Origin of the sequence: Streptomyces sp. NPDC058751, from assembly GCF_042746485.1 — a bacterium.
Classification (GTDB): Bacteria; Actinomycetota; Actinomycetes; order Streptomycetales; family Streptomycetaceae; genus Streptomyces.
Map to the genome: position 1 here is coordinate 21,227 of NZ_JBHYPZ010000037.1, position 15,637 is coordinate 36,863.

16 protein-coding genes and 2 pseudogenes are annotated in these 15,637 nt (G+C 72.1%); 7 read left to right on the plus strand and 11 right to left on the minus strand.

Features of this window, described 5'->3' with window-relative positions:
• Window positions 1-11 precede the first annotated feature (11 nt).
• Window positions 12-245: pseudogene (locus ACFW6B_RS29470) on the minus strand (TmrB-like protein); the annotation flags it as partial.
• A gap of 484 nt (window positions 246-729) precedes the next feature.
• On the opposite strand from ACFW6B_RS29470, the gene ACFW6B_RS29475 reads away from it, so the two are divergent.
• Window positions 730-2,829: a PQQ-binding-like beta-propeller repeat protein gene (locus tag ACFW6B_RS29475; RefSeq protein WP_386600626.1), complete on the plus strand. Its 2,100-nt coding sequence runs from the start codon at window positions 730-732 to the stop codon at window positions 2,827-2,829.
• Window positions 2,830-2,925: 96 nt separating this feature from the next.
• On the opposite strand, the gene ACFW6B_RS29480 is transcribed toward ACFW6B_RS29475, so the two are convergent.
• A complete protein-coding gene (locus tag ACFW6B_RS29480) occupies window positions 2,926-3,126 on the minus strand; it encodes a hypothetical protein (RefSeq protein WP_386600629.1) in 201 nt (66 codons plus the stop codon).
• Window positions 3,127-3,227: 101 nt separating this feature from the next.
• Here ACFW6B_RS29480 and ACFW6B_RS29485 point away from each other — a divergent pair, with 101 nt between their 5' ends.
• Both ACFW6B_RS29485 and ACFW6B_RS29490 read left to right on the plus strand, forming a co-directional pair.
• Complete coding sequence (locus tag ACFW6B_RS29485; protein WP_386600631.1) at window positions 3,228-4,427, plus strand: NAD(P)/FAD-dependent oxidoreductase; 1,200 nt, start codon at window positions 3,228-3,230, stop codon at window positions 4,425-4,427.
• 29 nt (window positions 4,428-4,456) lie between these two features.
• Window positions 4,457-5,410, plus strand: a complete 954-nt coding sequence (locus ACFW6B_RS29490) for a sigma-70 family RNA polymerase sigma factor (protein WP_386600633.1) — start codon at window positions 4,457-4,459, stop codon at window positions 5,408-5,410.
• Between the two features lie 141 nt (window positions 5,411-5,551).
• Here ACFW6B_RS29490 and ACFW6B_RS29495 read toward each other — a convergent pair whose 3' ends face one another.
• The 5 genes from ACFW6B_RS29495 to ACFW6B_RS29515 form a co-directional block, all read right to left on the minus strand.
• Window positions 5,552-6,091, minus strand: a complete 540-nt coding sequence (locus tag ACFW6B_RS29495; protein ID WP_386600635.1) for a hypothetical protein — start codon at window positions 6,089-6,091, stop codon at window positions 5,552-5,554.
• Window positions 6,092-6,305: 214 nt separating this feature from the next.
• Entirely contained in the window at window positions 6,306-6,545 is a 240-nt protein-coding gene (locus tag ACFW6B_RS29500; protein ID WP_386600637.1) for a hypothetical protein, read from the minus strand.
• A gap of 377 nt (window positions 6,546-6,922) precedes the next feature.
• Complete coding sequence (locus tag ACFW6B_RS29505; protein ID WP_386600639.1) at window positions 6,923-7,318, minus strand: hypothetical protein; 396 nt, start codon at window positions 7,316-7,318, stop codon at window positions 6,923-6,925.
• A gap of 207 nt (window positions 7,319-7,525) precedes the next feature.
• On the minus strand, window positions 7,526-8,584 hold the full coding sequence (locus ACFW6B_RS29510; RefSeq protein WP_386600641.1) for a CU044_5270 family protein: 1,059 nt from the start codon (window positions 8,582-8,584) through the stop codon (window positions 7,526-7,528).
• On the minus strand, window positions 8,581-9,225 hold the full coding sequence (locus tag ACFW6B_RS29515; protein WP_386600643.1) for an RNA polymerase sigma factor: 645 nt from the start codon (window positions 9,223-9,225) through the stop codon (window positions 8,581-8,583). The genes ACFW6B_RS29510 and ACFW6B_RS29515 overlap by 4 nt, the downstream gene beginning before the upstream one ends.
• A 306-nt stretch (window positions 9,226-9,531) precedes the next feature.
• On the opposite strand from ACFW6B_RS29515, the gene ACFW6B_RS29520 reads away from it, so the two are divergent.
• Window positions 9,532-10,494: a hypothetical protein gene (locus tag ACFW6B_RS29520; RefSeq protein WP_386600645.1), complete on the plus strand. Its 963-nt coding sequence runs from the start codon at window positions 9,532-9,534 to the stop codon at window positions 10,492-10,494.
• Between the two features lie 280 nt (window positions 10,495-10,774).
• Here ACFW6B_RS29520 and ACFW6B_RS29525 read toward each other — a convergent pair whose 3' ends face one another.
• The gene (locus ACFW6B_RS29525) at window positions 10,775-11,557 is read right to left on the minus strand and encodes a 2-phosphosulfolactate phosphatase (protein WP_386600648.1); all 783 of its coding nucleotides are present in this window, start codon (window positions 11,555-11,557) and stop codon (window positions 10,775-10,777) included.
• 70 nt (window positions 11,558-11,627) lie between these two features.
• On the opposite strand from ACFW6B_RS29525, the pseudogene ACFW6B_RS29530 reads away from it, so the two are divergent.
• Window positions 11,628-11,852: pseudogene (locus tag ACFW6B_RS29530) on the plus strand (TerB family tellurite resistance protein); the annotation flags it as partial.
• Between the two features lie 72 nt (window positions 11,853-11,924).
• Here ACFW6B_RS29530 and ACFW6B_RS29535 read toward each other — a convergent pair.
• The 3 genes from ACFW6B_RS29535 to ACFW6B_RS29545 all read right to left on the minus strand — a co-directional run bounded on the left by ACFW6B_RS29535 (window position 11,925) and on the right by ACFW6B_RS29545 (window position 13,638).
• Window positions 11,925-12,857, minus strand: a complete 933-nt coding sequence (locus tag ACFW6B_RS29535; RefSeq protein ID WP_386600650.1) for a M56 family metallopeptidase — start codon at window positions 12,855-12,857, stop codon at window positions 11,925-11,927.
• Window positions 12,858-12,863: 6 nt separating this feature from the next.
• The gene (locus tag ACFW6B_RS29540; RefSeq protein ID WP_386600652.1) at window positions 12,864-13,247 is read right to left on the minus strand and encodes a BlaI/MecI/CopY family transcriptional regulator; all 384 of its coding nucleotides are present in this window, start codon (window positions 13,245-13,247) and stop codon (window positions 12,864-12,866) included.
• 166 nt (window positions 13,248-13,413) lie between these two features.
• Window positions 13,414-13,638, minus strand: coding sequence for a twin-arginine translocase TatA/TatE family subunit (locus tag ACFW6B_RS29545; RefSeq protein WP_386600655.1), 225 nt, complete (start codon window positions 13,636-13,638; stop codon window positions 13,414-13,416).
• A gap of 126 nt (window positions 13,639-13,764) precedes the next feature.
• Here ACFW6B_RS29545 and ACFW6B_RS29550 point away from each other — a divergent pair, with 126 nt between their 5' ends.
• Both ACFW6B_RS29550 and ACFW6B_RS29555 read left to right on the plus strand, forming a co-directional pair.
• Window positions 13,765-14,712, plus strand: a complete 948-nt coding sequence (locus ACFW6B_RS29550; RefSeq protein WP_386600657.1) for an ion transporter — start codon at window positions 13,765-13,767, stop codon at window positions 14,710-14,712.
• Between the two features lie 444 nt (window positions 14,713-15,156).
• The gene (locus ACFW6B_RS29555; RefSeq protein WP_386600659.1) at window positions 15,157-15,570 is read left to right on the plus strand and encodes a DUF6281 family protein; all 414 of its coding nucleotides are present in this window, start codon (window positions 15,157-15,159) and stop codon (window positions 15,568-15,570) included.
• The last annotated feature ends 67 nt before the right edge of the window (window positions 15,571-15,637 follow it).

The window sequence follows — 15,637 nt, forward strand, 5'->3', positions numbered from 1 at the left end:
GGAGAGTCATAGGGCACCAGGACGGGCCGCTGGTACTCCTCGACGAGTGCCACGGCCAGATCCGCGACCTGCCGCCTCCACAGCCGCAGATCCTGAAAATCGCCGGTCGGGACCTCCACGATCTCGCGCAGCACATAGCCGACCATCTCCGGGTCGTAGACCAGAGCCTCGGGCCAGCGCGGCCGCAGTTCATCCACCAGCGTGCTCCTCCCGCTGCCGAACGCTCCGTTCACCCAGACGATCACAGACATCTCCCCGTCGACGGATACCCCACAGGCCGCAGCCGCCCCCTGGACCTCACACTGCGACGCGAGGGCGGGGCCGAAGCACACTGACCGGTCATGCCCAGGCGATCGTCAAGCGGGGCCGAAACCCACTGACAAGCGGGCCGGCTCACACTGTCGAAGCCAACCGGGCGCAGCTGTGAGGGTGGGGTGGCCGGGGCTCGGGTCCCGGCCACCGTCGGGGTGGGTGCTCCTGCTGGGGGCGGGGTCGTGGGCCACGATCGGGTGTGTCCGGCTTCGGCGCACCGGCATCATCGTCCAGGGGGTGCGGGGTGCAGCAGGGGTGTGAGGTCCGTGGCGGTGCCGGTTCCGGGGCGCGGCTGCGGCGCCGGAGGCGGGGCGCGGGGTGGGCGATTGAGGGGATTGGGGGGTGGTGGGCGTTTTAGACTGCGGCTGCAGGGCGGGGTTCTTGCGGGCGGGGCGGGGGGCGTACATGATCGGCCGGGTGCTCGGCAGTCAGTACGAGCTGGAGCGGTTGCTGGGCCGTGGGGGCATGGGGCAGGTGTGGGCCGCGTGGGACCGGCGTATCGGCCGCCGGGTGGCGGTCAAGGTCATGCACCTGGCCGAGGGTTCCCCCGCGCAGGTCGAGCGGTTCGAGCGTGAGGCGCGCACCGCCGGTGCTCTGGACCATCCCGGCGTGGTGACGGTGCATCACTTCGGCCAGGACGCCGACGGCACGTTCTACCTCGTCATGGAACTCCTCCGGGGCCGGGACCTGGCCGCGGTCCTGCGGGGGCAGGGACGGGGGTGGCTGGCGGTGGGCCGTGTGCTGGAGTGGGCGGCGCAGATCGCGGACGCGGTGGGTGCCGCGCACGCTGCACGCATCGTGCACCGGGATCTGAAGCCGGCCAACATCATGGTCACCGGTGAGGGAACGCCTCAGGAGCGGGTGAAGATTCTCGATTTCGGCGTCGCCCGTCACGTGGATGTCTTCACCCAGGCCAGCCAGGTCATCGGGACCCCCGCCTACACGGCCCCGGAGCGGGTGCGCGGCGAGGTCGGTGTCCAGGGCGACCTGTACTCCCTGGGCTGTCTGCTCCACGAACTGCTCACCGGCCGGCCGCCGTTCGTGCGGCCGACCAGTGAAGCGGTCATGCATGCCCACCTGCACGAGACACCCCGGCCTGCGAGTGCCGGCCGCCCGGAGATCCCGCAACCCCTCGACGAACTCGTTGCCGCCCTGCTCGCCAAAGATCCCCGGGCCCGGCCGACCGCCGCCCAGGCCCGGGGCGCCCTGGGCCGTCTCGCCGCAACCGCGGTCATCGCCTCGGCCGCACCGCCGAGGCCGCCCCGCCCGCCTGCCGCCCTGGCCGTCCTTCCACCGGCGAAGGAGCTGGACGACCCCAGGGCCTTGGCCCCCACCCAAGTCGTCGGCCCTCCGGTCCTTCCCCCCACGAAGGTGCTGGAGGACCCCAGGGCCTTGGCCGCGCCGAAGGTCATCCGCGCTCGGGCTGTCTCTCCGAGTCCGGCTCTTGCCCCGCCCATCTCGGCCGTCGGCTTTCCGGCTCCTGTGCCCAGTAGGAGAAGGCCGTGGGCTTTCACCCCGTGGAAGGTTCGTACCGGCCCGGTGGGGACGTCGTCGGCGGCGGTCCTGTGGGGCATGGTGTACATCGGCAGCCTGGACGGGCAGGTGCATGCATTGGACGCCAACACCGGCAGACGTCGCTGGACCGGCATCACCGAGGGGGCGGTGGTGTCGTCGCCGGCGGGCATGCGCGGTGTGATGCACATCGGCAGCCTGGACGGCCGGGTGTACGCACTGGACACCGTCACCGGCAGACGCCGCTGGACCTTCGAAACCGGTCACGGGGTGCACTCGTCGCCGACGGTCGTGCAAGGCGCGGTATACATCGGCAGCGACGACGGGCGTGTGTACGCGTTGGACGCCAACACCGGCCACCACCGCTGGGCCTTCAAAACCGGCTACCCGGTGGGATCGTCGCCGACGGCCGTGCAGGGTGTGGTGTACATCGGCAGCTGGAACGGCCAGGTGTACGCGCTGGCCGCCGCCACCGGCAGATGCCGCTGGGCCTTCGAAACCGGCTGGGTGGTGGGGCGCTCATCGCCGGCAGTCGTGGGGGGTGTGGTGTACATCGGCAGCAGGGATTTCCGGAGTCACGGCAGGGTCGGCCAGGTGTACGCGCTGGACGCCGCCACCGGCAGATGCCACTGGACCTTCAAAACCGACGGCCCAGTGAGGTCCTCACCGGCAGTCGCGGAGGGCGTGGTGTACATCGGCAGCGACGACGGCTACCTGTACGCGCTGGACGCAGCCACCGGCAGATGCCACTGGACCTTCAAAACCGGCGGCCCAGTGAGGTCCTCACCAGCAGTCGCGGAGGGCGTGGTGTACATCGGCAGCGACGACGGCTACCTGTACGCGCTGGACGCAGCCACCGGCAGATGCCGCTGGACCTTCAAAACCGGCGGCCCAGTGAGGTCCTCACCGGCAGTCGTGTGGGGCGTGGTGTACATCGGCAGCGGTGACGGCTACCTGTACGCATTGGACGCGGCCACGGGGGGAGGTGGAGACAGGCTCGGCTGACACCCAGGGGCGGCTCGCCGCAGTGCCCAGCGGACCGCCGGCCAGCGCGACCGCTTCGCCCGTTCTGGATGGCCGTCGACGCGCGTGGCGGGCCAGTTACCTGATGGGGCCCCGCCATCGGTGGAAGAAGGTCTCCCCCGGGCCGGCGCAGAGCCGCATCGGCATACCGGTCAGCGGGGTGCCGATGTCGATCGTGTCCTGGGGGTCGAGGACGGTGAAGCCGTGGCGCTGGTAGTAGGGGCCAAGGGCGCGGGAGGTCTCGAACTCGCCGAAGAGCAGCCGATCCTTCGCTGCCACTCCTGCCGCTCTGTGACCCATGCCACATGCAGTTCCTGTCAGCGATCGGGGCGCTGTTCCGCTCAAGTCACCAGGAGCGAGCGAACCGACAGGAGCAGCACATGAAGCATCGCATCGTCGTCCTCGGCGCCGGCTATGCCGGGTCCTACGTGGCCGGGACCCTGGCCCGCCGGCTGTCCCCGGCGGACACCGAGATCACCGTGGTCAACGCCGACCCGGACTTCGTCCAGCGACTGAGGCTGCACCAGCTCGCGGCCGGCCAGGAGATCGAGGCTCCACAGCTCACCGATGTCTTCGCGGGCACGGGGATACGGCTGCGCCTGGCCCGAGTCACCGCCGTCGACCCCGAGCGCCGGGTCGTCGCCGTGGCCGACGCCGACGGCGGGGGCGAGCTCGGCTACGACACGCTTCTGTACGCGCTCGGCAGCCACGGCGACGACCGCGCCGTCACCGGCGCGGCCGAGCACGCCTTCGACGTCGCCTCCCGGCCTTCGGCGCTGCGCCTGCGCGAGCGTCTGGACGGCCTGGGCGTGCAGGGCGAAAGCCGGAATGTGGTGGTCGTCGGCGACGGGTTGACCGGTATCGAGACCGCCACCGAGATCGCCGAGTCCCGGCCCGGCCTGTCGGTGGCGCTGGTCGCCCGCGGCGAGCTGGGCGCTCGGCTCTCCGCCGGTGCCCGCAGCCACCTGCGCCAGGCCTGCGACCGGCTGGGCATCACCGTCCTGGAGCACACCGAGGTCGAAGCCGTCGAAGCGGCGCGGGTGCTGTGCGCCGACGGCACCGCCCTGGCGTCCGACGCGACCGTGTGGACGGCCGGGTTCGCGGTCAGCCCCGTCGCCGCCGCCGGCGGGCTGGAGGTCGGCGAGAACGGCCGGATCGTCGTCGATCGCACCATGCGGTCGGTCTCGCACCCGAACGTCTACGCCGTCGGCGACAGCGCTTACGCCATCGGCGACAACGGCCGGCCGCTGCCGATGTCCTGCGCTTCGGCCGGCTACACCGGCATGCAGGCCACGGCCGCGATCGTGGGACGCCTGACCGGCCGCAGGATCCCGGACACCAAGCTGGAGTACCTGGGCAACCACATCAGCCTCGGGCGGCGGGACGGAATTCTGCAGATGGTTGACGACGAAGGGCAGGCGAAGCCGAAGCATATGGGCGGCTGGAAGGCCGCACGGATCAAGTCGGGCATCCTCAAGATGTCGCTGTGGAGCACCTCGCACCCGACCTTCGGCCTGCCCAAGCGGAAGCGCCGCCTGGTCGTCGCCCCGGATGCGTCCGCCGAGAACGCGTTCGCGTAGCCGACCAGAGACTGTCTAGGGTGATCCGCGTGGACAGCGCCGACACTGACCGCTTCGACACCAGTCGGTTCGAGGCCAGCCGGAACCGGCTGGCCTCGCTGGCGTACCGGATGCTGGGCTCCGCCACCGACGCCGAGGACGCCGTGCAGGATGCGTTCTTGCACTGGCAGGCAGCCGACCGGCAGCGGATCAAGGTGCCGGAAGCATGGCTGACCAAGGTCGTCACCAACCTGTGCCTCGACCGGCTCCGCTCGGCGCAGGCCCGCCGCGAACGCACCGCCGGCGCCTGGCTGCCCGAACCGCTCCTCGACGGCGACCCGATGCTCGGCCCGGCCGACACGTTCGAGCAGCGCGAATCGGTCTCCCTCGCCGTGCTGACCCTCATGGAGCGCCTGTCACCCGTCGAGCGGGCCGTCTACGTCCTGCGCGAAGCGTTCTCCCACAGTCACGCCGAGATCGCCGAGATCCTCGACCTCACCGAGTCCGCAAGCCAGCAGCACCTCCACCGGGCCCGGCGCCGCATCACCGCCGCGCGCCGCCGCGGCGGTGAAGTCGACCGGGCATCCGCCCGCAGGATCGTCGAGGAATTCCTCGCCGCCGCCTCCTCGGGCCGCACCGAACGGCTGGTCGCACTGCTCACCGACGACGCCACCGCGATCTCCGACGGCGCCGGCCTGACCGAGAAGCTGCTGCAGTTCGACACCGCGCAGCGCATCGCCGCCGTCGCACGGGCCGGCTTCAAACCCACCCCCGCGAAACGGCGACTCGCCGGCGGCACGCCCGCCGTCCACTACGCGCTCGTCAACGGCGCCCCCGCCGTCCTCTTCGTGATCGGCGGCCAGGTCATCGGCGCCGTGACGTTCGACATCGCAGATGGCAAGATCGCAACCGTGCGCGGCATCGCCGCCCCTGACCGTCTCACCCGTCTCACCGACGCCTGGCGGCAGCACGAACCGGACACACCGCTCATCACCCAGTGGTGACCGTCGTGTTCACCGTTCGTTCGACAGACCCGTGACGCCTTCCCGTAGCGCCAGCGGGTTCAGAAACAGGCTCCACCAGGTCTCGGGAGCAGGGGAGCCGGACTGCTGTCCCGTCTCATGCGTTCTTGCTGTTGCCTCAAGTCAGCGCATCGGAGTGGCAAGCACGGTCCTGGCCTCCTGGATGAAGGTGCGCTGCGCCTCTTCCAGCACCGTGCCGTGTTCTGCGAACATGCGGACACGCTGCGCGAAATCCGCCGCGGGAAGGCGCATTGCGTTCGCCCTGGCCCGGACTTCCTCGTGGATGGCATCGGCCAAGTGGGCCATGTGGTCCGGGCCGGTGATAGCCACGGCCGTCACAGCCCGCTGAAGTGAGTCCAAGGCAGTGCTGGTGGGAGTCCACAGTTCCCGGTGGTCAGCGTCATCGTCCCAGTCCGGCCGGGCACGGGCAGCGATGACCGGGCCGAAGGTGGCCTCGACTTCGCTGCACCGGTCAAGGATGGCCGCGAACGCGGCGCGCCGCTCTTCCCGTAGCCGATGCCTGATATCGACGGCTTCCTGATCCCGTACCTGCCGTCGAATTGCTCGGTTTTGGACGAGCGCGCCCCCGAGCGCGCCCGCTCGCCCCGGCGCAGGGAGCGCACGACGGGCGAACGCGTCGTTGCGGCCGGTCCCTCGTTCCACGTCGGCATGCGCACCGCCACCTTCTGCACGGCCTGCCAGGTCGACACCCGGAAACACGTGGTGACCTGCACAGATCCGGGAAGTCGGGACGCCCCGGCACGGGACCGGCTCCGGGTTTCGGACCGCGGCACGCCCGCCGGATCGGGACGGACCGGACAGCCGGGCCGGCCAAGTCCTGCCAAGAGGTCGCCCGGCCCGGCTGTCCCTCATGGGCTCAGGAGGAATGGTTCAGTACGTTGCCGTTGACGCAGTGGTTGACCGCGTTGCCCAGGGAGGCACCGCCGACGGGGACGACGGCCAACTCCTGGAAGCAGACGGACGCCGCGCTGAAGGTCCAGTTGGTTGCCGCGTTCACGCCGGGGCCGAAGTTGGAGTCGTTGTCGGCCTGTGCTGCCGGCGCGGAGAGGGCCAGCGCCGCGAGGGGGAGCGCGGTCAGCATCATGATCTTTTTCATGCCGGGCCAACGACCCGTCAACAGGAAGGATGCGTCCGTTCCACCATGCGGGCTACCCGGGTCCTTGGACAGGTTCAGGAGTCCGGCCGCGTCGGCCCCAGGGCGGTCGCCGGGGTGGTTGCACGGCCCGGCGTCAGGCTGCCGGCGGCTCGCCGTGACCCCGGGCGCCGGACCCGGGACTTCGCCCTCCAGGCAGTGCGGCAGGCCCGGTTCCTCTGCCGACGCTCCGCGCCCGGGAGGAATCCTTACCGGTCGGCACGCGGCAGGGCGGCCCCTGCTTCACCGTGGCCATGGCCGTGACCTTGGCCTTGTGGCCTGGCTTTGCCCGTGAGCGTGGCCGTGGCCGGCCCGCGGGCGGCGAGTGTCGCGGCACCCGGTCAGGCGGGGGTGAAAGCCTCCTCGGGGGCGTCGTCGAGGACGAATCCGTTGTCGAGGCGGACGCGGGCCGTGACGCGGAGCATCTGTCGCTGGTAGGCGGTCCACTGCTCTTCCAAGGAGTCGACCTGCTCCTCCAGCTGGCTTCTGCTGGCCGGCGGCATCTGGTGACCGAAGTCGTCGAGGAGGGACTTGAGGCGCAGGTACTCGCGGACCTCGTGGCCCTGCTCCCGGTGGTGCTCGTCCACCCGCTCGACGGTGCCCTCGATGCCCGCCGCCAGGGCCACCGAGGCGGTGAAGGCGCCCGTCTCCCGCGGGGGCTCCCCGGCCGGGGTCACCGAGCCGGCCAGCCGGAGTTCCGTCGCCAGCCGCACCCGTTGGCCCACGTTCAGCGTCATCGGTCCTTCGTCCTCCTGGGGTCGGTCGCCGGCGATCCGGCACACGTGGCGCCGTCAGGCGTGCCGGAGAGGACAGATCATCCCATCCTCTTCCCCGGTCCCGGCGCGCTCGAAGGCCTCGCCGGCCTGCTCGCCTCCCCCGGACCCCGGCAGGCAGGGGCGAACCCGGTCGGGCCGGTCGGACCGTCCGGGTTCGCCCCTGGCCGTTCAGCTGTCGGTCCCCGCGGTTTTCCCGCCGTGGTGGTCGACGACGGCGCGCCGCAGGACGGCGGTGCTGCCCATCAGCGTGTCGGACGTGATGCCCTTCTGCTTGTCGTGGGTGATGAAGCCGCGCGCGCCGAGGAACGCGAGACTGCGCCTGTCGAAGATCCATTCGTCGCGGGTGGCGGAGGAGGCGTCCTCGCGGGTGATGGCGATGCCGTGCCGGCCGGCCACGTCGACGGCGTCCGGGATCTCCTCGACGCCCGGTATCCTCGCGGCCGCCTTGTACAGCGCGGCGGTGTTCCGCGGCGGCATGAGCGTCTGGCTCAGCAGGTCGCCGATCAGGGAGAAGACGGCCTGTTCCCTGGATTCTCCGTCGGACACGCGGACGTCGCGGCGCAGCCGGGTGAGCAGGGTGTCGGGGTCGGTCGGCAGCGAGGACAGCCACGTGTAGGTGGGGTGGTCGATGCCTGCCGGGACCGGGTCGGACGACTCGACGGGGATGGTCTCATCGGGCATGACGGCGTCCTTGCCGGACTCGCGCATCCAGCCGAGGGTCGTGAGGGGTCCGGGGTCCTGCGAGGTCCACGTCTCCACCGTGTGCGGGGCGCCGAGTTCCACGGGGCCTTCGAACGTGCCCTTGTTCTCCACCGTCAGGCTCCTGACGTACACGAACTGGTCGTCCCTGACCGGCGTGGCGTCACTGGCCATGGCGGCGACGGCGATCCGGTTCAGGGTGACGGAGGCGTTCTGGGGGCGGGCGCTGCCGGTGGCGGCCCGGTCCGCCGGTGCGGGGCTGTGGCCGTCCGTGCCGGTGAGGGTGAGGGTGGCGGCCAGTGCCGCGGCCAGCGCCGTCGAGGCGAGGGGGACCAGGACGGCCGGACGCGTCGGCCGGCGGCGCGGCACCGTGGCCGGGGCAGGGGCGGGGGTGTGGGCGAGGTCTTGGTCGATCTGCTGCATCAGGACGTCCTTGTAGTGGAGGTGCCGCTCCGGCGGGAGGTCCCATCGGGCCGGCGCGGACAGCAACTCCAGTGCGTCCTCGGCCTGTCGGCCGTCGGCGTTCATCGGGTCCCCTCCTGCAGGAACAGGGCCGCGAACGCGGCCTCACTCTCCGTCTCTCCGCGGGGGCCGGGGGGTTCCGTCCTCGCGCCGTCCTGCCCGGAGCTGAGCCGGGCGAGCCGGGCCCGGGCGCGCGAGAGCCTCGACCGTACGGTGCCGACGGGAATGCCGAGTGTCTGCGCGGCCTGCCGGTAGTCGAGTCCGGCCGACACGCACAGCGCGAACACCTCACGCTCCTGGCGGCGCAGCCGGCCCAGTGCCTGGTGGACCAGCGCGAGCCGGCGGGCGTCGTCGATCCGTCCCGCCGTCTCCTCCGCGAAGTCCTCCACGGGACGCGGCTGCGGGCTGCGGGCGAGGAAGGCGAGGCGTCGGCGCAGGCTCCGGTTGGCGTTGCGTGCCTTGTGCGTGGCGATGCCCAGCAGCCAGGGACCCAACGGTCCGCCCTCCGGCTCGACCTGCTCCCGGCCGCGCCAGGCGGCGAGGAACGTCTCGGACATGACCTCCTCGGCCTGTGACCAGTTGCCGGTCAGCCGCAGGGCGTGGTTGTAGACCGCCCGCGCGTACTGGTCGTAGAGCTCGGCGAACGCCGCCCGCTCCCCCGCCCGTATCCGCGCGCGCGTGGACTGCGCTGGTTGTTTATGACTCACACTCGGTACTCTCCGTGCCCCGCCCGAAGTTCCTGTGGCGCGCGTCACGCCCTGGACGCGGTGGCCCTGTCGGGTCGTCGGTCACTGCCGCGCGCAGCGGGGCGTCCGCAGCCGCCGTGGACAGCCTTGGCCGGGCACCTCGGCGAGGTGCAAAAACGGCGTGGCGTCGCGTGAACGGCTTCGGCCATGATGGGCGCTGTTGTCCACACAGAGGCGGTTGCCGAGTTGACGCTGTCCCCGGCCACACGGGCCATACTCGACCGATGCTCCGACGACGCCCCGGGGGCGGCGGGGCCGTGGGAGTCCATGGCCGCCGAGGCCGTGCTCCGGCACGGCGGCCCGGCGGACGCGCAGGCGCTCCTCCCGCTGTTCCTCTCGGCGCCCGCCGCGCACGAGGCGCTGGTGCCGGTCCTTGCCCGTCACGGCGACCGGCGGCTGGCCGCGCGCCTGCTGGAGGCGACGGTCGAGGGGGGACGGCTGCGCGACGACGTGCCGTCCGGCGTGCTCCACGCCGTGGGCCGCCTGGGGTACGCCCCGGCCGCGCCCCTGCTGTGGGAACACGTCGACGGCTCGCACCACGTGTCGCGGGACGCGTGCCTGGGCCTGCTGCACCTGCCGTGCGAGGAGTTGCGGGACGCGATCGGCGAGGCGCTGGAGAAGCACGAGGGGTCCGCCCTGTTCCCCGAGTTCCTTCCCGTCCTCGCCCCGAGGACCGAAGACCCGGCGTGGCTGGACCGGCTCGTCGCATGGGGTGAGGACCATGCCTCGGTCGACTGCAACGGCGGTCTGATCCTGGGGATCTCCCTGCACGGCGACCGTGCGCGCGCCGCTTTCACCCGTCTGTTGTGGAACGACCGCTGGGAAGCCTGCGGCGCCGGCACCGGATCGGCGCTGTGGACGTACGCGGGTACGCGTGTCCTGGGCCTCGGCCTGCCACGGCTGTACGCCGGTCTGCGGGCGCGGTTGCGCGCCAGCGCCGACCCGGACGTCCGGCGGGACGTCCTGCGGTCGTTCGTCACACTGCTGCGGCTTCGGTGCGCGGATGTGTGGACCGGCGTGGCGGCGGCCGAAGTCCGGCTTGAGAGCTGCGACACGCTGTACGACGTGCTGTTCTCCCCGGCGGCGGACGACGGCGACACACTCGCCGAGCTCGCCGACCGCGTCTTCGGCGGCGACGATCCCCTGTCGGACGAGGTCCGCGACCTGGAGACCGCCCTGCGTGCCGCGGCGACGCACGAATGGGTGTTGCGCGCGGCCGCCTCACGCTGACGAACGCCGGCACGGGTGATTTCCGACGGGGGCGGTCGTGGGCCCCGCCGGACAACGAAAAGACCCCTGTCGCGCGGAACGCGACAGGGGTCTTCACAGAGCGCCGGGCAGGCCTTGCACCTGCACTTCCCCGCAGGAAGCGGGGCGTCTTTCCTTGGACCACCGACGCATCACCAGCCGGTGTGACCACCGGGCGGTTCAAGATCATCGTAGCGTATGCCCGGAGCGGTCATCACATCGCACTTGTTCCGGCGGGCTCGTGCAAGGCGCTGCCGGGACTTCACGGGTTCGACGACGCCCCCGTGCCGTCGGTGCCGTGGTCGAAGGCTCCGTCGGTGAGGACGGGGACGACCGCACTGGCGTCGAGCCCGGCGGCGATGGCCACGTCGTCGGCGAACCCGGTCCGGGCCAGTTCGATGCCCGAGGAACAGGCGGCCACGGCGCCGACGACATCGGCGGTCTGCACGAAGCAGGCCCGTGCGGCGGTCGCCTCGATGGACAGCGGGCCGACGCCTCGCGACTCCAGCTCGGCGATGATCGCCCCGGCACCCAGCAGGTCCTCCAGCGCGGGTCGCAGGCTTTCGTCCGGCCACCGCTCACCGGCGGCGATCACCGCGACGGGGCGTTCCGCGGTCCCGTAGCGGTGCCGGGCCAGCCACCGTCCGACGGCGGTGGCGTTGCGCAGGCAGCCCGCCACCACTGTCGCACCGCCCGCTGCCGCGGCGATGGCGGATCCGTTGGGAGAGGGCAGCACGAGCCTGGGGGTGAACGGGGCTCGCCGGAGTGCCGCCGGGGACAGCGACCACGGTGAGGCCGAGGTGGCGGCTCGCCGCCCCACGGCCAGCGCCGCCGCCCTGTCCCGGGCGAACGCGGTCGCCGTCTCGTCGTGCCAGGCGTAGGGGAAGACCTGGGTGCCCGCTTCGACGGCGACGGTCACCGACGTCGTGAACGACAGCACGTCGACCACCACCAGGCAGGCGGCGTCCCGCGCCATCTGCCGGGCACCGGTCGGGCCCCACTCGAATCGGACGCCGTGTTCTCGCTGCAGGGACCAGTCACTCATGACGGTCGAGTCTGGCACCGGCCGGTCGGCCGACGCCGCCGTCGACTCCCCCGAAGGCCACGCCGATCACTTCGAGGACAACCTCGCCAGGCTGACCGCCGACTTCGGCCTCGGCAAGGTCAGCGTGCTGCAGGAGATCGCCAAGGCCAAGAAGAAGCCCGCCGGGGCACGCGCGGTGATCCAGATCGGCATCGTCATCGGCGGTGCCGACGGCGACTTCGACGCCACCGAGCGTGCCGTGGTCCGCGACGCCTGCTTCGCGCTGGACCTGCCGCCCCACGAGTTCGATCTCTGATCGGCCCCCTGGAGCGGGGCGCCACCGGGGCCGGCAGGACGGCGGCCTGCCGGCCCCGGTGGCGCGCGGCCGTCACAGCGGGGTCGCCGCGTGCAGCAGGAGCAGCAGGGTGAGCGCCGAGTTGGCGGAGAACATCGTCGACAGGAGGGTTCCCGTCGCGGCGGTCCACAGGGCCAGGCCCACCGCGGTGAAGGCGGGCGGCCACACCCGGGCCGCGGGTGCCGGCCCGAGGAGGGCCGCGATCCGCCGGGGAAGCGGGCCGGGCGCGGCGAAGCCCGCGAGCGTGGGTGCCGGGGTGGCGCGTGAGACCAGGGCCGCCTTGCCGATCGCGCGGGCCACCGTCTTGCGGCTGCCGATGTCCTGAGCGGCCTCTTCGTCCGCCCAGCGTTCCGCCGTGTACTCCACCGCGGTGCGCAGCGGCAGCAGGAACGGGTTGGCGCCGGCGGCCGGCCGGACGAGCAGGAGGTGGCGGTGGTGCCGCGCGGTCAGGTGGGCGCGCTCGTGCGCGAACAGGGCGCGGCGCTCCCGGGAGTCCAGGCAGGCCGGCATCGCCGTGGAGACCACGATGCGGTCGCGCGGTCCGCCCGGCAGCGCGTAGGCGTAGGGCCGGTGGTCCGGCAGGACCGCCACCTCGGTGCGCGGCAGCGCCTGCAGGGCGGCGTGCGCCCGTGCCCGTACCCGGTGGTGGCGCAGCAAGGCGCAAAGGCACCCGGCGACCACCGCGATCAGTGCGGGGATCGCCGCCTTTCCCGCGAACTCGTCCTGCGGCACGCTCGCGCGCACCTGCGGGTCCGACCAGCCGTCCGGCAGCGGGTTGCCGGGCAGCTGTGCGGTGCCGACCACCACCAGCAGTGCCAGGCACACGGTGCTGCACACGGCCATGACGGAGGCGGCGGCGGTGAGCGGCACCGTGGCGGTGCGGGGGTGGAGGCGCTGCTCGGCGAGGCGCGCGACGGGCCAGCAGGTCAGGGGCAGCACCAGCGGCAGGACGACGAAGATGCCCACGTGAGGTCAGTCCTCGCCGTCGGCCTGGTCCAGCAGTTGGCGCAGCAGCTGCTCCTCGCCCTCGGGCAGCGTGGTGATGAAGCTGGCCAGCACGGCCCTGCGGTCCTGTTCGCGGTCCAGGACCCTGTGCATCTTCAGTGCGGCGAGGCCGGCCTCGTCCGCGGCCGGCGTCCACACGAACGAGCGGCCCTGGCGTTTGCGTGTGACGGCGTCCTTGGCCAGGAGGCGGGCCAGTACGGTCATCACCGTGGTGTAGGCCAGGTCGGCGTCCAGGTGGTCCTGCACCCAGCCCGCGGTCACCGGTCCGCGGGCCGCGTGCAGTGCGGCCAGCACCTGTGTCTCCAGTGCGCCCTGCGCCCTGCGTCGACGGCGTGGATCCTCTTCCGTCACGCGCCCTCTCCCCTCGGTCTCGCCCCGGTTCCGTCGTTGCGGCCGGGACCGCCGCCGGGTGCCCCGGTCTCCGCCGGGGCGCCCGGCGCCTCCGCCTCGGTCCGGCACTCCCCCTTCGGTCCGGCACTCCCTCTCCGGTCCGGCACTCCCCCTCCGGTCCGGTGCTTCAGGAGCGCGGGGAGTCCTCGTCCCTTCCGATCACGGTGCCGGGGACGACGTTCCCGGGCCCGGCTGCCGGGTTCGGGGGGTCCTGCTCCTTGAGCGCCCTGGTCTCGCTCTTGAAGATCCGGGCCGCCTTGCCGGCCGACCGGGTCAGCTCGGGCAGCTTCTTGATGCCGAGGACCACGATGACGACGAGAAGAATCAAGGCCAGTTCACTCATGCCGAACATCAGGTCTTCTCTCTCCCGGCCCATCTACAGTGGTGTAGAAGTATCCCTGGAGATTGATCATCGAACAAGCTCGCCTTCCGGCCGCGGGACCGGGGGCGTTCGCGCGTGAGGAGCCAGGGCAGCGGGATGCCGGAGCAGCACGATCAGGCGAGTGACGTCACCTGCCAGTCCGTCCGCCCGCGGCTGGCGCGTCGCTGCCGCGGTGTCACGGAGGCCCGGTGGTTCGCCCTGACGGTCTTCACCGTCATCCTCCTCAACGCGGCACTGCTGGGCCTGGAGACGTACTCCGGACTGGTCTCCGAGTGGCAGGGCTGGTTACGGCTGGCCGAGCACGGCTGCCTGGCCGTGTTCACCGCCGAGATCCTGCTGCGCCTGGCCGCGCACGCCGAACGGCCACGCGGTTTCCTCGAGGACCCGTGGAACCTCTTCGACCTCGCCGTGGTCCTGTGCGCGTTCTTGCCCGTCGTCCGTGAGAACACCACGGTGCTGCGTCTGCTGCGGCTGGCCCGGGTGCTGCGCACCGCCCGCTTCCTGCCCCAGCTGCGCATCGTGCTGGCCGCCGTCGCCCGCAGCCTGCCCGGCACGCTGAGCTTCCTGCTCGTCGGCACACTGCTGCTGTACGTGTACGCCATGGTCGGCTGGGTCTTCTTCGGCCACCACGATCCCGCGCACTTCGGCTCCATCGGCCGGGCGGTGCTCACGCTGTTCCTGCTGACGACGCTGGACGGCATCGGAGATGCCGTCCACGCCGGCATGGAGATCTCCCGGTGGAGCCTCCTGTACTACGCCTCCTACGTCCTGCTCGCCTCGTTCGTCCTCGTCAACGTCCTCATCGGCGTCGTCATCACCTCCCTGGAGGAGGCCCGGGAGATGGAAAGGGAGGAGACGGAAAGGGAGGAGACGCTGCGGGAAGCGCCCCCGGCCGCCGGGCCGGAGGAGCGAAGGCAGCTGCTCGCACGCCTCGCGGCGGCCCGCCGGGCGCTGGACGAGCTCGAACGCGATCTCTCCCGGACCGCTCCGGCGCGCTCCGGGGGAACACCGCCCGCGGTCCCGGCAGGCCGGAACCCTTCGTAGTCCGGCCGGCGCACGCCTCCTTGCGGGCGGTTCCTCCGTGGGTGGCCGTCGTCGTCCAACTGCCGCCGGCGGGCGCCGCACAGGACCGCCCGGCCGGATGGACAGGCCCGCCCAGTCCCGCGGCACCCTCGCCGACTACATCGATGCGGCCGAGCGCATGGGCCGGCACGCCTGTCCGCCCTTCGAGGACGCCGACCCGGAACCCGTCCCCGCCTGAGCGGTCCGGACGCCGGCCACGGCCCGAGCCGAGCCGAGCCGTGCCGGCAGGATGACGGGCCTCGCCGAAGTCCTCCCCGCCCCGGTCGCACGATCGAACGAATACGGCATCTGCGGCGTCGGTACTCATGAGGCCGGGCACCTCCGGGGACTTTGGGCAAGGGGGATGCCCTCGGCCTCCGCAGCATTCACCGAACCGGGGCGAACGCTCCAGAAGGAGGCAGACCGATGAAGGCCGTACCCCTGTTCGGCAGGGCCGGACCGGCGTGGGCACTGCTGGCCGTGGCCCTGGTCACGGCGTCCGCCGCCTGCACGGCGTCGGGCGGCGGCGAGGGCGGTGACGCCGCGTCGTCCTGTGCGGCCCTGGTCGAGTACGAGAAGCACACGTACACGGGAGCCGAGGCGAAGGGCTTCGTCCTGGGCGACGAGCTCGGCACCGTCACGATCCCCGGCTGCGACGACACACCCGGCGACGACAACGACGGGCAGGCGACGCCGGCATCGGCAACGGCTTACGCGATCAAGGGAGTTGATCCCGGCGTCGCGATCGCGTTGGAGGACTCCGCCGACGACGTCATCTTCGTCAACGCCGGCTCCGGCACCGGGCTGCCCGAGATCAAGAAGCTGATCCAAGGCTCCTGACGCCCGGCGCGGGGGCGTCACGGGCGGCCCCCTGGACCCGCCGCTGCCGGGGCGCGCGGAGCCGGGG

Coding starts and splice junctions, on each gene's coding strand:
- ACFW6B_RS29555 (WP_386600659.1), top strand. CDS start 15,157: ATGAAGGCCGTACCCCTGTTCGGCAGGGCCGGACCGGCGTGGGCACTG.
- ACFW6B_RS29505 (WP_386600639.1), bottom strand. CDS start 7,318: ATGACGCTGAACGTGGGCCAACGGGTGCGGCTGGCGACGGAACTCCGG.
- ACFW6B_RS29500 (WP_386600637.1), bottom strand. CDS start 6,545: ATGAAAAAGATCATGATGCTGACCGCGCTCCCCCTCGCGGCGCTGGCC.
- ACFW6B_RS29545 (WP_386600655.1), bottom strand. CDS start 13,638: ATGTTCGGCATGAGTGAACTGGCCTTGATTCTTCTCGTCGTCATCGTG.
- ACFW6B_RS29520 (WP_386600645.1), top strand. CDS start 9,532: ATGGCCGCCGAGGCCGTGCTCCGGCACGGCGGCCCGGCGGACGCGCAG.
- ACFW6B_RS29485 (WP_386600631.1), top strand. CDS start 3,228: ATGAAGCATCGCATCGTCGTCCTCGGCGCCGGCTATGCCGGGTCCTAC.
- ACFW6B_RS29550 (WP_386600657.1), top strand. CDS start 13,765: ATGCCGGAGCAGCACGATCAGGCGAGTGACGTCACCTGCCAGTCCGTC.
- ACFW6B_RS29510 (WP_386600641.1), bottom strand. CDS start 8,584: ATGAACGCCGACGGCCGACAGGCCGAGGACGCACTGGAGTTGCTGTCC.
- ACFW6B_RS29525 (WP_386600648.1), bottom strand. CDS start 11,557: ATGAGTGACTGGTCCCTGCAGCGAGAACACGGCGTCCGATTCGAGTGG.